General features: G+C 61.8%; 17 protein-coding genes. 7 read left to right on the top strand and 10 right to left on the bottom strand.

Annotation, left to right across the window (positions count from 1 at the left end; genetic code table 11):
- The 6 genes from DBR30_RS21585 to DBR30_RS04080 form a co-directional block, all read right to left on the bottom strand.
- On the bottom strand, nucleotides 1-514 hold a 514-nt coding region (locus DBR30_RS21585), incomplete at its 3' end, for a LysR substrate-binding domain-containing protein (RefSeq protein ID WP_258224270.1).
- A gap of 123 nt (nucleotides 515-637) precedes the next feature.
- Nucleotides 638-1705, bottom strand: coding sequence for a sulfate/molybdate ABC transporter ATP-binding protein (locus tag DBR30_RS04100; protein WP_108541088.1), 1068 nt, complete (start codon nucleotides 1703-1705; stop codon nucleotides 638-640).
- A 23-nt stretch (nucleotides 1706-1728) separates the two neighbouring features.
- Nucleotides 1729-2583 (bottom strand): sulfate ABC transporter permease subunit CysW, encoded by an 855-nt coding sequence (gene cysW, locus DBR30_RS04095; protein WP_375061333.1) that lies wholly within the window; start codon nucleotides 2581-2583, stop codon nucleotides 1729-1731.
- 32 nt (nucleotides 2584-2615) lie between these two features.
- Nucleotides 2616-3455: a sulfate ABC transporter permease subunit CysT gene (cysT, locus tag DBR30_RS04090; RefSeq protein WP_058058575.1), complete on the bottom strand. Its 840-nt coding sequence runs from the start codon at nucleotides 3453-3455 to the stop codon at nucleotides 2616-2618.
- A gap of 271 nt (nucleotides 3456-3726) precedes the next feature.
- On the bottom strand, nucleotides 3727-4302 hold the full coding sequence (locus DBR30_RS04085) for an RBBP9/YdeN family alpha/beta hydrolase (protein ID WP_058058574.1): 576 nt from the start codon (nucleotides 4300-4302) through the stop codon (nucleotides 3727-3729).
- Nucleotides 4303-4358: 56 nt separating this feature from the next.
- The gene (locus DBR30_RS04080; RefSeq protein WP_108541086.1) at nucleotides 4359-5360 is read right to left on the bottom strand and encodes a sulfate ABC transporter substrate-binding protein; all 1002 of its coding nucleotides are present in this window, start codon (nucleotides 5358-5360) and stop codon (nucleotides 4359-4361) included.
- Nucleotides 5361-5577: 217 nt separating this feature from the next.
- On the opposite strand from DBR30_RS04080, the gene DBR30_RS04075 reads away from it, so the two are divergent.
- The 4 genes from DBR30_RS04075 (at nucleotide 5578) to DBR30_RS04060 (ending at nucleotide 8179) form a co-directional block, all read left to right on the top strand.
- Nucleotides 5578-6840: an MgtC/SapB family protein gene (locus DBR30_RS04075; protein WP_108541085.1), complete on the top strand. Its 1263-nt coding sequence runs from the start codon at nucleotides 5578-5580 to the stop codon at nucleotides 6838-6840.
- A gap of 86 nt (nucleotides 6841-6926) precedes the next feature.
- Nucleotides 6927-7517 (top strand): sugar O-acetyltransferase, encoded by a 591-nt coding sequence (locus DBR30_RS04070; protein ID WP_108541084.1) that lies wholly within the window; start codon nucleotides 6927-6929, stop codon nucleotides 7515-7517.
- On the top strand, nucleotides 7514-7852 hold the full coding sequence (locus tag DBR30_RS04065) for a DUF1294 domain-containing protein (RefSeq protein ID WP_108541083.1): 339 nt from the start codon (nucleotides 7514-7516) through the stop codon (nucleotides 7850-7852). The genes DBR30_RS04070 and DBR30_RS04065 overlap by 4 nt, the downstream gene beginning before the upstream one ends.
- 114 nt (nucleotides 7853-7966) lie before the next feature.
- Nucleotides 7967-8179, top strand: coding sequence for a hypothetical protein (locus tag DBR30_RS04060; protein WP_068977307.1), 213 nt, complete (start codon nucleotides 7967-7969; stop codon nucleotides 8177-8179).
- Nucleotides 8180-8247: 68 nt separating this feature from the next.
- On the opposite strand, the gene yrfG is transcribed toward DBR30_RS04060, so the two are convergent.
- Nucleotides 8248-8928: a GMP/IMP nucleotidase gene (gene yrfG / locus DBR30_RS04055; RefSeq protein ID WP_108541082.1), complete on the bottom strand. Its 681-nt coding sequence runs from the start codon at nucleotides 8926-8928 to the stop codon at nucleotides 8248-8250.
- Between the two features lie 144 nt (nucleotides 8929-9072).
- On the opposite strand from yrfG, the gene nudE reads away from it, so the two are divergent.
- The 3 genes from nudE to DBR30_RS04040 all read left to right on the top strand — a co-directional run bounded on the left by nudE (nucleotide 9073) and on the right by DBR30_RS04040 (nucleotide 12240).
- Nucleotides 9073-9681 (top strand): ADP compounds hydrolase NudE, encoded by a 609-nt coding sequence (gene nudE, locus DBR30_RS04050; protein WP_181363479.1) that lies wholly within the window; start codon nucleotides 9073-9075, stop codon nucleotides 9679-9681.
- 37 nt (nucleotides 9682-9718) lie between these two features.
- The gene (gene cysQ / locus DBR30_RS04045) at nucleotides 9719-10531 is read left to right on the top strand and encodes a 3'(2'),5'-bisphosphate nucleotidase CysQ (protein ID WP_005357849.1); all 813 of its coding nucleotides are present in this window, start codon (nucleotides 9719-9721) and stop codon (nucleotides 10529-10531) included.
- A 437-nt stretch (nucleotides 10532-10968) separates the two neighbouring features.
- Nucleotides 10969-12240, top strand: a complete 1272-nt coding sequence (locus DBR30_RS04040) for an aromatic amino acid transport family protein (protein WP_108541081.1) — start codon at nucleotides 10969-10971, stop codon at nucleotides 12238-12240.
- 70 nt (nucleotides 12241-12310) lie between these two features.
- Here the strand turns inward: DBR30_RS04040 and DBR30_RS04035 are convergent, their stop codons facing one another.
- The 3 genes from DBR30_RS04035 to metJ all read right to left on the bottom strand — a co-directional run bounded on the left by DBR30_RS04035 (nucleotide 12311) and on the right by metJ (nucleotide 13821).
- Nucleotides 12311-12649, bottom strand: coding sequence for a tRNA-binding protein (locus DBR30_RS04035; RefSeq protein WP_108541080.1), 339 nt, complete (start codon nucleotides 12647-12649; stop codon nucleotides 12311-12313).
- Between the two features lie 72 nt (nucleotides 12650-12721).
- Entirely contained in the window at nucleotides 12722-13456 is a 735-nt protein-coding gene (locus DBR30_RS04030; RefSeq protein ID WP_108541079.1) for an AraC family transcriptional regulator, read from the bottom strand.
- A gap of 41 nt (nucleotides 13457-13497) precedes the next feature.
- Nucleotides 13498-13821, bottom strand: coding sequence for a met regulon transcriptional regulator MetJ (gene metJ / locus DBR30_RS04025; protein WP_005340251.1), 324 nt, complete (start codon nucleotides 13819-13821; stop codon nucleotides 13498-13500).
- Between the last annotated feature and the right edge of the window lie 94 nt (nucleotides 13822-13915).

Raw genomic sequence — 13915 nt, 5'->3', positions numbered from 1 at the left:
CCACGATATTGTGGTGCCAGCGGTAGTAGGGGAATGCCACCACCCCTTCGCTCTTGTCGAGCTGCTCGCTGCTGATGCCGATATCCACCTCGCCGGTCTGCACCAGCCGCACTATCTCCTCCGGGCTGCCCTGACGCAGCTCCAGCTGCACCAGCGGAAACTGCTCGCGAAACGCCTTCACCACCCGCGGCAAGGCATAGCGGGCCTGGGTATGGGTGGTCGCCACCAGCAAGCGGCCCGAGTCGCGGTTGGCAAAGGTGCTGGCCAGTTTGCGGATGTTGTTGGCGTCATTGAGAATGCGCTCGGCAATCACCAGCAGCTCCTTGCCAGGCTCGGTCATACCGAGCAGCCGCTTGCCGTAGCGGATAAAGAGCTCGATGCCGAGCTCTTCCTCCAGCTCGCGGATATGGCGACTCACCCCGGATTGCGAGGTAAAAAGGGCGTTGGCCACCTCGGTCAGGTTGTAATCCCGCCGCGCGGCCTCCCGGATAATTCGTAACTGCTGAAAATTCACCTTGTCGCCTCCTGCGAAGAGTGGGCGACACAATCTGCTCGCCCCTCTCATTTTTGTTATTTGGCCGGGATCATGCCCGGCTGACAGCCTGAACCGAGCGGCCACACCGCCCGCAACACAGCATCAAATCTGATAGTCGGGATAGAACTGCGCCTGTCTGGCCACCAGCTTCACCCCCTGACCCGGGGCAAACAGCTTGGCCGCCTCCTTGGTCAGCTCCGCCTCATAGTGAGCCCCTTTGGTCTCACCGTCACCACGCAGCTCCACCCGAATGCGTGGCCCCATGGGCAGCAGACGGGTGATGGTGGCGCGGATCCCGCCCGGCGCATCGGCTGGCAGAATCTCCAGTTCATGGGGACGGACATAGGCGATGGCGGCACTGCCGTGAGCAAGATGAGAAGCCGACGGCCCGCCGAGCAGCTGCTCGCCGACACCGAATCCCTGCTCCGCCACCCGACCGCGGAACTGGTTCACGCTGCCAAGGAAGCTGTGGACGAAGGAGCTGGCGGGCTGGTCATAGACCTCGGCCGGGGTGCCGATCTGCTCGACCCGTCCGGCATTCATCAGCACCACCCGATCCGCTACCTCCAGCGCCTCTTCCTGATCGTGAGTCACGAACAGACTGGTGACGTGCAGTTCGTCGTGCAGCTCGCGCAGCCAGCGACGCAGCTCCTTGCGCACCTGCGCATCGAGGGCGCCAAAGGGCTCGTCCAAGAGCAGAACCTTGGGCTGCACCGCCAGCGCGCGGGCCAGCGCAACCCGCTGACGCTGACCGCCGGAGAGCTGGGTCGGATAGCGCTCGGCCACGTGGCTGAGCTGTACCAGATCAAGCAGCTCCTTGACCCGGGCGCGGATCGCCGCCTCGGCCGGGCGTTCACTGCGCGGTTTGACCCTAAGGCCAAACGCCACGTTCTCGAACACCGTCATGTGGCGAAACAGGGCGTAGTGCTGGAACACGAAGCCGACGTTGCGCTCGCGCACATGGAGATCCGAGGCGTCCTCACCGCGGATGATGACGTGGCCACTGTCGGCCTGCTCCAGCCCGGCGATGATCCGCAGCAAGGTGGTTTTGCCACAGCCGGAGGGGCCGAGCAGGGCCACCAGCTCACCGTCGTGAAAGTCGAGGTTGATGTCTGCCAGCGCCGCGTACTGATTGAAATGCTTGTTGAGTTGTTGAACCTGAATGCTCATGGCTGCCTCTTTAAAACGGTGATTCAGTGAGATTTGGTGGGCTGGACACGCAGCCGGGCCAACAGGGTTTCACCCAGCAGGGTGAAGATCCCGAACAGAGCCAAGAGGCTTGCCACTGCAAAGGCGGCACCGGTCTGGTACTCGTTGTAGAGGATCTCGATATGCAGCGGCAGGGTATTGGTCTGGCCGCGAATATGACCGGAAACCACCGACACCGCGCCAAACTCCCCGACCGCGCGGGCGGTACAGAGCAGCAGGCCGTACATCAGGCTCCAGCGAATGCCGGGCAGGGTGACGCGCCAGAACATCTGCAGGCCGCTCGCCCCCAGCATGATGGCCGCCTCCTCCTCTTCCGGGCCGCGCGCCTCCATCTGGGGCAGCAGCTCGCGCACCACGAAGGGTACGGTAATGAAGGTGGTGGCCAGAATGATCCCCGGGGTGGCGAAGATGATCTTGATGTCATGTTCGCTCAGCCAGTCACCAAACCAGCCGCGGCTGCCGAACATCAACACCAGCATCAGACCGGCGATCACCGGCGACACCGAGAAGGGCAGATCGATGATGGTGATGAGCAGCTGCCGACCGGGGAAGCGGAAACGGGCGATAGCCCAGGCCGCCGCAATCCCGAACAGCAGATTGAGTGGAACCGCACAGAGGGTCACCAACGCGGTGAGACCGAGGGCGCTCAGGGCATCCGGCTCGCTGATGGCGTGCCAGAAGAAGGCGAGCCCCGGCGTCAGCGCCTGAATAAAGACGGTGGCCAACGGCAGCAGCAACAGGGCGGCAAACCAGCCCAAACCGACCGTGATCAGCAGCCACTTGACCCACTGGGGTTCACGGATCACGACCGGTGCCTTGCGAGCGGGGGTCGCCTCCATAGAGGCCGCCTCAATGGCGATAGCAGATGAACTCATATCCGGCTCCCTCCGATGCGAGACCAGCTCCAGGCCTGCAACTTGTTGATTAGCAGTAACAAAATGAACGAAATCAGCAGCATGACCACTGCGATGGCGGAGGCGCCGGCATAGTCATACTCCTCCAGGTGGCTCATGATCATCAGCGGCGCGATTTCCGAGACCATCGGCAGGTTGCCGGCGATGAAGATGACGGAGCCGTACTCCCCCACCCCGCGGGCAAACGCCAGCGCAAAGCCGGTGAGCAGGGCCGGGATCAGGGTCGGCCAGAGCACCCGCAGAAAGGTCTGCCAGCGATCGGCGCCGAGGCTGGCGGCGGCCTCCTCTTGCTCGGTTTCAGCCTCCCGCAGCACCGGCTGCAGGGTACGCACCACAAACGGCAATCCGATAAAGGTGAGTGCGATGACCACCCCGATAGGGTTGTAGGCGAGCTGGATGCCGAGCGGCGCCAGCAACTGGCCGATCCAGCCGTTGGGGGCGAAGATGGCGCACAGGGCGATGCCGGAAACGGCGGTCGGCATGGCGAATGGCAGGTCGATCAGCGCATCCACCAGACGACGACCGGGGAAGGTGTAGCGCACCAGGATCCAGGCCAGGATCAGGCCAAATAGGCTGTTGAGCAGCGCCGCGACAAAGGCCGCACCGAAGCTCAGGCGAAAGGAGGCGAGCACCCGGGGTGAACCGATCACCTGCCAGAACTCGGCGGCGGTCAGGTTGTTGATCGCAAACAGTACCAGGGCCGAGAGCGGCAACAGCACCAGCAGGCCCAGATAGAGCAGGCTGAACCCCAAGGTGGGGCCAAAACCGGGCAGGACAGAATAAGAACCAAATCGCATAACACATCCATCTGTTATGAAGAATCTTCGATATGGTGATTCTGCGCACTCCCCTCATCGGCAACAAACATCAATTGCGACTTTGCTAATCACTTTTTTGTCTAACTGCAGAGTCACAAGGCTCTTGGCGCACTCCAAATAAAAAAAGGTCTTTTATATAAATAAAAGACCTAAGAAATGGAGCAATACGGAGCGGAGCATTCAAAGAACGGGGGCATGGAGTAGCCAGTGAACAGCGCGCTCGCCAACCCTCCAACCACTTCACAGATACCTAGCGAAAGCCCAATACGACCGGCCGGGGCGATGCGGTCTTGACCGGTGCCACCACCAGCTCACCACGGCGGTAGAGTGCCCCCAGCAAATGCAGCCCCTGATGCCAATCCCCATGACCGGACTGGGCATTGATATGGCCCGCCTCACCGGCATCGAACAGCGGCACCTGCCACTGACGGCTCCAGTATTCGGCCCGTTCAAAGCTCATCCAGGGATCATTGCGGCTGGCCACCAGCTGGGCCGACACCTGCAGCGGCCCGGCCAAGGCCTCATCCGCAATGCCAAAACGGGCGGGATCGGCGGGCGCCACCAGAAAGATCGAGGCCACCTTCTCCGGCTGCAAGCGGGCCGCCGCGATGGCGGTCAGGGCGCCGAAAGAGTGGGCCACCAGATGGACCCGGCTGCGGCGACGTTTCAACTTGCTCGCCAGCTTGGCACTCCAGACCCTGAGGTCCGGCTTGTCCCACGGCAGCCCGGTCATCCGCTGCCATTGGGGAAAATGATCGTGCCAGCGGCTCTGCCAGTGATCCGGCCCACTGTTGTGCAGACCGGGAACCAGGAGGATCTTGTTCATCTTGGTGCTCCTATCGGCTGGCACAGGGGCCAGTTCAGTGATGGATAACGAAGCTATCAACGACCCGGCTGATAGATCTGGTCAAACAAACCACCCTGGGCGAAGTGTTTCTTCTGGGCTTTCTCCCAATCCCCTTCCAGATCCTTGACGGTAAAGAAGGCAAGCTGTGGGAACTGGGCTGCCGTCTCCTTCAGGATCGCCGGGTTGCTGGGGCGATAGTGATGTTTGGCGACGATATGCTGCCCCTCGTCAGAGTAGAGATAATCGAGATAGGCCTTGGCCACCGCTTCGGTACCGTGCTTCCTGGCCACCTTGTCCACCACCGCGACCGGCGGCTCCGCCAGAATGGAGACCGAAGGCACCACCAGCTCGAACTTGTCGCTGGCACCCGCCTGACCAAGCACCAGCAGGGCTTCGTTCTCCCACGCCAGCAGCACGTCACCGAGACCACGCTCGGTAAAGCTGGTGGTGGCACCGCGGGCGCCTGAGTCCAGCACCTTCACGTTCTTGAATAGATCGCCAACAAACTGCTTGGCCCCCTCTTCACTGCCGCTCTTCTTCAGGGCATACCCCCAGGCGGCCAGATAGTTCCAGCGTGCCCCGCCAGAGGTCTTGGGGTTGGGAGTCACGATGGCGACATCCTTGCGCACCAGATCATCCCAATCCTTGATCTGCTTGGGATTGCCCTTGCGCACCAGGAAGACAATGGTGGAGGTATAGGGCGAGGCGTTGTTGCCGAGGCGACTCTGCCAGTCGGCAGCGGTCAGCCCCGCCTTGGCGATGGCGTTGACATCGTAGGCCAGCGCCAGCGATACCACGTCGGCCTCCAGTCCATCCACCACGGCGCGGGCCTGTTTGCCGGAACCACCGTGAGACTGGCTCACCACCACATCGTCACCGGTTTTGGCCTTCCACTCCTTGGCAAAAGCGGCGTTGTACTCCTGAAACAGCTCGCGGGTCGGATCGTAAGAGACATTGAGCAGGCGGATCTCGGCGGCATTGGCCTGACCAAATGCCAGCAGAGAGAGCAGGGTCAGGGCGGTCATTCGCAGTTTCATGGTGATTCTCCATATCTTGTTGGGTTGAGAACAGCATGCCGTGGAGTTGTTATGCCCAGAAGAAAGAAATAACTCTTTGCTTATCTCTTTTGCTCATATCAGCTCAGCCACCCGCACCGGGAGCCGGACGCAGACTCTGTGAGCCATGCCCCTCTGGCCCCTTGCTCGCTGTGCCATCATGGGAACAAGGCAGGCAGATGACGAAAAGGAAGTCGCTATGTGGATCAATGCAGAACCGGTCAACGGTGCCCTGGTCTCGCTGGCCATCGGCCTCATCATTGGACTGGAGCGGGGCTGGCAGGTTCGCCAGCTGGGTGATAACCAGCGCATCGCCGGGATGCGTACCTACGGCCTCATCGGCCTGCTCGGCGGGGTGTGCGGTTTGCTGCTGCCTACCCTGGGCCCCTGGCTGCCGCTGCTCGGCCTTCTAGCGGTGGTGATCGGCTGCGGCCTCTCGGTCTGGCTGGCCCAGCGCTGGCAAGGGGAGTTTGGCCTCACCAGCTCGGTCGCCATGCTGCTCACCTATTTGCTGGGACTGATGTCGGTGCTGCTGAGCCCGAGCGAAGCGGTGGCCTGCGCCGTGCTGGCCGCCCTGCTGATGGGGCTCAAGGGCAAGATCCAGCAGGGGATGCTGTTTCTCAGCGAAACCGAATTCCACGCCACCCTGCGCTTTCTGCTTATCTCGCTGGTGCTGTTGCCGGTGCTGCCCAACGAGGAGATGGGGCCCCTCGATGCCTTCAATCCCTTCAAGATCTGGCTGATGGTGGTGGTGATCGCCGGCATCTCGTTTTGTGGCCACTTCGCGGTGCGGCTGCTCGGCACCCGCGCCGGGCTGGTGCTCACCAGCATACTGGCGGGATTGGCCTCCTCCACCGCCCTTACCCTGCAGTTCGCCCGTCTCAACAAGGAGCAGGGCGGGCTGGAGCGACTGCTGGCCACCGGTATCCTGCTGGCAGGGGCCACCATGTGGCTGCGGCTGCTGGTACTGGTACTGCTGATTCACAGCGAGCTGGCGATGCGTCTCGCCGCCCCGCTCGTGTTGCTGGCGACCACGGTCTACGGTTTTGCCTTCTGGTTCTGGCGCCAGCGCGAGGAGCTGACTGACGGCCCGGTACAGCCGGAAACCAGCAACCCGCTCGATCTTGCCACCGCCATCAAGTTCGGCCTGCTGCTGGCGCTGATCGGCTTTATGGCCACCCTGCTGCAAGACAAGGTGGGCAGCTCAGGGGTCTATCTGCTGGCGCTGGTGTCGGGGATCACCGACGTGGACGCCATCACGCTGTCGCTCTCCCAGCTCTCCCACAAGGAGCTGGCGCTGGAGGTAGCGGCCCGCGGCATCCTGCTGGCCGGACTGGTCAACTCGCTGGTGAAGGGGTTGCTGGCCCTCGGCATTGGCGGTCGCAGTCTCGGGCTGCGGGTGCTGCTGCCCTACTTCGTCTCGGCCCTACTGATCCTGCCCCTTATCTGGCCCGCAGGTTGACCGGGATCACCTGCCATAAGTGACAGACTGACGCCCCTCCCGCTTGTCACGTATACTGCCCCCTCTTGCAGCATGAGGAGGTAGCAATGGCGAGCGACTGGGACAAGGTACTGGCAGGCGGGGCACTGGACAGCCAGAGCGAGGAGATAGCCAACGACCGGATCCGCGGTCAGGCGCTGCTGGCCCGGCTCAATGGTTCACCGGCTGGCGATGCGCCGCTGCGCCAGCAGATCTGCCGCGAACTGTTTGGCCACTGCCCCGACTCCTGCTGGATCAGCACGCCGTTTACCTGCGAGTTTGGCCGCAACATCCATATCGGCGAGAAGACCTTCTTCAACTTCAACGTCACCATTCTCGACGTGGGCGAAGTGCACATCGGCAGCCATGTGCTGCTGGCCCCCAACGTGCAGATCTACACCGCCATCCACACCATGAACTATCTGGAGCGACGCAACTGGACCGCCTACAACAAGCCGGTGCGGATCGGTGACGACTGCTGGATTGGCGGCGGCGCCATCATCTGCCCCGGTGTCACCATTGGGCCGCGCTCCATCATTGGCGCGGGCGCCGTGGTCACCCGCGACATCCCGGCCGACTCGGTGGCGGTGGGTAATCCGGCCAAGGTGATCCGCAAACTCAAGCAGGATGAGGAGCGCTGCTGGGAGCTGGCACAATGATGTCGCTGGCACTGCTGCCACTGGGCGCCGCCCTCTGGCTCGGCCTCCGCGAGCAGCTGTGGTGGCCGCTGGCCGTGTTGCTCTTCATGAGTCTGCTCACGGTCGCCGCCTACGCCTGGGACAAGCGGCAGGCGGTGCGCGGCGAGTGGCGCATTCCCGAATCGAGGCTCCATCTGCTGGAGCTGTGCGGCGGCTGGCCGGGCGCACTGGTGGCCCGCCAGTGGCTGCGCCACAAGACCCAGAAGCGCAGCTACCGGCTGGTCTTCTGGTTTATCGTGCTGCTGCACCTGACCCTGTGGGCGCTCTGGGTCGGACGACCACTCTGGCAGCAATAGCCAACTGCATCACAAAGGCGAAACAGGCCCCATTGCGGCCAATTGGCGGCTGTGAGAAAACAGAACGGATCCCATCAGCGTTTTCGCCGTTTATAGACGACAAGGAGTCGTGACATGACCATGTGGACAGGCATAGTCCTGATCGTATTTATCAGCCTATTGTTCGGATATCTCGGCAAGCGAGCTCGCTACCAGATGGGGGATGCCCGTATCACGGATCGCCTCGGCAAGCAGGATCTGGTCATCCGGGAGCTGCAGGAGCGGGTCGCCAATCTGGAGGCGATCGTCATCGAAGAGGAGAAGCGGCGCCCGTTTCGGGAGCTGTGATTTTTTCACCGCCAGGTTTCAGATACAGAGAGGGCTGCACGATGCAGCCCTCTCTCGTTTCAGCAGACTCAGATTGCCAGCGGCAGCAACTCGGCATAGTCGCGGATCGCCGGAAAAGCGGTGATGCTCTGCTCCGGCTTGCAGCTGTCCGGATTCTGGATCGCCAGCTGATAGCCGATGCCATAGTCGGCGGCGGCCCGCAGGATCCGCTCGCTGTCATCCACAAACAGGGTACGGGCCGGATCGAACGCCAGCCGCTCGGCCAGTGCCTGCCAGCAGTGCTGGCTCTCCTTCGACCAGCCCAGCTCGTGGGTACTCACCATCAGATCCAGATGGTCGCTTAGTCCCAGCTGCGCATCCTTCACCGACAGACTGGCGGGGTGGGCATTGGTGAAAAGCACCAGCTGCTTGCCCGCGGCGCGCAGCTCGGCCAGAAAGGGGATGGCGTGGGGACGCCACTGGATCTTCGCCAGCAGCTCCTGCTTGAGGGCACGGATGTCGAGCCCCAGGGTCTCGCTCCAGTAATCCACGCAGTACCAGTTGAGGGTGCCGTTGACGGCGTGATAGTGGACATCGATCTGCGCTTTGGCTTCATCCAGTGGCAGCCCGAGCCGCTCGGCGTAACGCTCCGGCACCAGCTGCTGCCAGAGGTGGTTGTCAAAATGCAGATCGATCAGGGTGCCATCCATATCGAGCAAGACGGTATCTATCTGGTGCCATGGCAAGGTGGTGGAGCGGGAGTGTGGCATCGGGCCTCTTGATCGCGGATCTCGGAAAACGGGGCGGCAGTATAACGGATTTTTCCTCCCCCTTTGCCATCCCTGGCCCGTGGTGTTCGGTGTGAGAGTCGTTTACTCTTGATGCACGATTTTTTAACGAGCAGCCAGCGTCCGATGAGCGACCCCAACAAGAGCAAACCCGAGCACATCTCAGCCGACCAACTGGATCACCCCAAGAGCAAGCCGGAGATCCTCAAGGCCGATATCGTCGCCGAGAGCCGACTGTTCAAGGTGGAATCGCTACACCTCAAGTTCTCCAACGGCGAAGAGCGGGTCTACGAGCGGATGCGCGGCGGCAATCGTGGCGCCGTCATGGTGGTGCCGCTGTTCGATGCCCACACCCTGCTGCTGGTGCGCGAATATGCCGCCGGCACCCACTCCTACGAGCTGGGCTTTCCCAAGGGGCTGATCGACCCGGGCGAGAATTCCTTCGAGGCGGGTAACCGGGAGCTGATGGAAGAGGCAGGCTTTGGCGCCAACAGCCTGACCCTGCTCAAACAGGTGTCGCTGGCGCCTGGTTACTTCTCCAGCCGGATGGATATTTTGCTGGCGCGGGATCTCTTCCCCGAACAGCGGATCGGCGACGAGCCCGAACCGCTGGAAGTGATCCCCTGGCCGCTAAACCGGATAGACGAATTGCTGGCACGACCCGACTTCACCGAGTCGCGCAGCATCAGTGCCCTGCTCCTGGCCCAGAAGTGGCTGGCGGAGCAGGCAAAGTAGCCCGCAGACGGGCAGTTAACAGACAGAGGATAACGAGATGCAGGAGTTGTTGGCCTGGGTGCCGGGGGTCAAGGAGATTGCCCGCGAAGCCGGAAGGATCCTTCACGACATCTATCACGGCGGTCAGTTCGAGCGTCAGCTGAAGGAGGATGCGACCCCGGTCACCAGTGCCGATCTTGCTGCCGATGCCTACCTCAAGCAGGCGCTCTCGGCGCTCACTCCCCACGTTCCCGTGCTGACTGAAGAGGCGGCCGACATCCCCTTCAGCCAGCGATCCAACTGGCGGCAGTACTGGCTGGTGGATCCCCTCGACGGCACCGGCGAATTTATCGCGGGCAGCGGCGACTTCGCCACCCTGATCGCCCTGGTGCGGGACAATGTGCCGGTGCTCGGGGTCATCTATGCTCCCGAGTCCAACGTGCTCTATTGGGCGGTGCGCGGCTACGGCGCCTTCAAGGAGGTGAATGGCGAGGTACTGCCCATCAGCGCCATGCACCACGAGCATGACCAGCCCGACTCGCTGGTGGTCGCCATCAGCCGCCGCCAGAAGCTGGAGAACCTCACCCGCCGTCTCAACCCAGCCATCAACTACGAGCTGATCCCGCTTGGTTCCAGCTCCCTCAAATCCTGTCTGGTGGCGGAAGGTGCGGCCGATTGCTACGTGCGACTCGGCCCCACCGGCGAGTGGGACACCGCCGCCGCCCAGTGCATCGTCGAGGCAGCCGGTGGCCGCATCCTCAGCCTGGCGTTGCAGCCGCTCAGTTACAACGAAACCGAGTCGCTGGAGAACCCGGACTTTATCGTGATGGGGGATCCGGATCTCGCCTGGGGCAACATTCTGGCCCACTAGACGAGTAGCGATATCATCACTCCAGACATGCAGGCGGCCCGATGGCCGCCTGCTTTTTCAGGGAAGTTACCCCGGGTGATGGCCGGTGTGATCCGCTGGTCAAGGCGCTCTTGAACAGCGTGATGCGCTGGCAAAGCGACAAAATGATAGTGAAACATCACAATCGGTCGGCGAGATATGGTGCGATTTTTCACGTAATTCTGAAAACACCTGATTAGCCAAAATAAAAAAACGAGTGCAGATCAAATTTTGGTTTTATATTTCACAAAAATCACCACTGTCAGTTTTGTTGCATTCTGTGATCCAGATTCCATTCCCAATCTCGCTGGCTAAACCCCGCAATGGCAGTGATATGTTTCAGCCTCGCCTTTTGAGAATTAAATCCCGATAAACCACAATGAACTCAGATTAAAACACTAACAAAAAGTGAATTAGTAATGAGTTTATCTGTAGAGGCTACCAAGGAGCTATCCGGTTCCTGCTCCACCATTGCCAGCACCACCCGCTGGCGCCGTCACGACACCCACTGGGTCATCAGCCTGTTTGGCACCGCGGTTGGCGCCGGCATCCTGTTCCTGCCCATCAATCTGGGTCTGGGCGGCATCTGGCCCCTCGTCATCGTCGCGGTATTGGCAGGCCCCATGACCTTCCTGGCCCACCGCGGGCTGGCTCGCTTCGTGCTCTCCTCGTCACGCCCCCACGCCGACTTCACCGAAGTGTCGGAGGAGCATTTCGGCAAGATGGCCGGGCGCCTCATCTCGGCGCTCTACTTCCTCTCCATCTTCCCGATCCTGCTCATTTACGGGGTCGGGCTGACCAACACGGTGGAGAGCTTCATGGTCAACCAGCTCGGGATGGCGACCCCGGATCGGGTGATGCTCTCCGGCGTGCTGGTGTTCGCCATGATCGCCGTGATGCTGGCGGGGGAGAAAGCGATGCTGCGCGCCTTCGCCTTTATGGTCTATCCGCTGGCGGCCATTCTGGCGGCCCTCTCCTGCTACCTCATTCCCCAGTGGCAATGGCCGGAAGTGACCGCGTTTGAAGGGGTCAGCTTCCTCAACACCGTCTGGCTGGCGCTGCCGGTCACCGTGTTCGCCTTCAGTCACGCCGCCGCCATCTCCGGCTTTGCCAACGTGCAGCGTCGTGAATATGGCGAGCAGGCAGAAGCCAAGAGCGGCCTGATCCTGCGCAACACCACAGTGATGCTGGTGGGCTTCGTGCTGTTCTTCGTCTTCTCCTGCGTGCTGAGCCTCTCGCCAGCCCAGCTGGCCGAAGCCAAGGCCCAGAACGTCTCTGTGCTCTCCTATCTCGCCAACATCACCGACAACCCGGTGATCGTGACTCTGGGGCCGCTCATCGCCTTTATCGCCATCAGCTCCTCCTTCCTCGGCCACTTCCTCGGTGCCCGCGAAAGCCTCAAAAGCCTGATCGCCAAGCCCACCGGCCTGCCGCTTGCCAAGGCGGACAAACTGGGCATCGCCCTGATGTTCTTCGCCATCTGGGGCGCCGCCGTCATCAACCCGGGTATTCTGGGGCTGATGGAGACCCTCTCCGGCCCGGTCATCGCCATGATCCTGTTCATCATGCCGGTGATTGCCATCTACAAGGTGGAGGAGCTGGCCCACTTCCGTCACGGCTGGACCAACGGCTTTATCCTGCTGACCGGTTCGCTGGCGGTATCGGCGCTGATCTTCAGCCTGTTGAAGTAACGACTCGCAGCAGATAACAAAAAGAGAGGCGACCTTGGGTCGCCTCTCTTATCTCTGTTCGGGTGTGAACTCAGCCCAGCTTGGCGCCGTTCTCCACAGCCTGCTCGGGAATGGCCATCACCACGGCGCCATCCGGCCGGTAGAAACCGGTCAGCAGAAACTCCGACTGAAACGGCCCTATCTGCTTGGTCGGGAAGTTGACTACGGCGATGATCTGGCGGCCCACCAGCTGCTCTGGCTGGTAGAGAGCGGTGATCTGGGCACTGCTCTTGCGAACCCCCAGTTCAGGGCCAAAGTCCGCCCACACCTTGTAGGCCGGTTTGCGCGCCTCGGGGAACGGCTCGACCCGCACCAGAGTGCCCACCCGGAGCTCCACCATCTCGAAATCCTGCCAGCTAATCGTCTCCATTTCGGCTCCTGTTTATCGTGCACCTTGCATGACCCGCAGCATGGCCCAAAGAGAGCATCCCGTCTTCGGCGATCAGCCGTTTCGTTGCGGCAGGTGGCCGTTTTGCTGGCGCCAGAGGGACGGAGTGAGCCCGGTCTCGGCCAGGAAGCGCTCGCCGAAGGCCCCCTGATTCTGGTAACCGCAGCGGCTGGCAATCTCGCCAACGGGCAGTTGCGTACCGGCAAGCAGGGTACGCGCCAGCGCCATGCGTCGACTGCGAATGTAGTGGGAGACGCTCACCCCCAACTGCTGGCGAAAGGCGAGCTTGAACTGGCTCTGGCCAAGACAGGCGATGGCGGCGAGTTGCTGATTGGTCAGCGGGGCGGCAAGGTTGGCCTCGATATGGCGCTGCACCTTGAGGATGCGAGCGGCAAGACGCGGGGTGGCAGTGCTCTGCATCCCCTGCCCTTCAGCCAACAGGGAGAGCCACACCTGCTCCATGCCCGCCACCTGCCGCCCCTCGGCCACCATGCGGTGCAGAAAAGCGAGGTAGTGGCGCTGGGGCTCATCCAGCTCGATAAAGGGGCAAGCCGCCAGATCGCCGGGCAGCCAGTCGCTCTCCTGCACCAGAAACGAAAGCGCAGGATCGGCGGCGTAGTCGTGCCGCTCGCCGGGAGCGATGACGCAAGCAGAACCGGGGGCAAGCCTGCGCCCCCGGCCCTGCACCTCAATCTCGAGGGGGCCGTCGAGGGGGATCACCAGCTGGGCAAAGTCGTGGCTATGGCTGCAGACGTGGTGGTGGTAGTGGCGCAGGCTGAAGCGGGACATGGCAGATAGCAATGACGCGGCCAGGGCCGCGTCATTGGGGGTTATTCCTTGTCGAAATCTTCGATCTCTTTGCCCAGCGCTTCCATGATGGCGCGCGCTTCGGCCGGGACACTGTCCGGTTGATCCTTGCGCAAGTCTTCGTCGCAAGGGAGCGGCTGGCCGGTGAAAGCGTGCAGGAAGGCTTCACAGAGCAGCTCGCTGTTGGTCGCATGACGCAGGTTGTTCACCTGACGGCGGGTGCGCTCATCGGTCAACACTTTCAACACCTTGAGCGGGATCGAGACGGTAATCTTCTTGACCTGTTCGCTCTTCTTACCGTGTTCCGCGTAGGGGCTGACGTAGTCGCCGTTCCACTCTGTTCCCATGACTCACCTGTTCTCATTTAGCCGTGAGCGCGGATTTTAACCCTTAAGGAAATTAATGGCAATCCAACAGCAAAGCCATTTAGACGTCTGGAAG

Origin of the sequence: Aeromonas sp. HMWF017 (assembly GCF_003061465.1) — a bacterium.
Classification (GTDB): Bacteria; Pseudomonadota; Gammaproteobacteria; order Enterobacterales; family Aeromonadaceae; genus Aeromonas; species Aeromonas veronii.
This window is presented reverse-complemented; position numbering and strand designations above follow the sequence as displayed.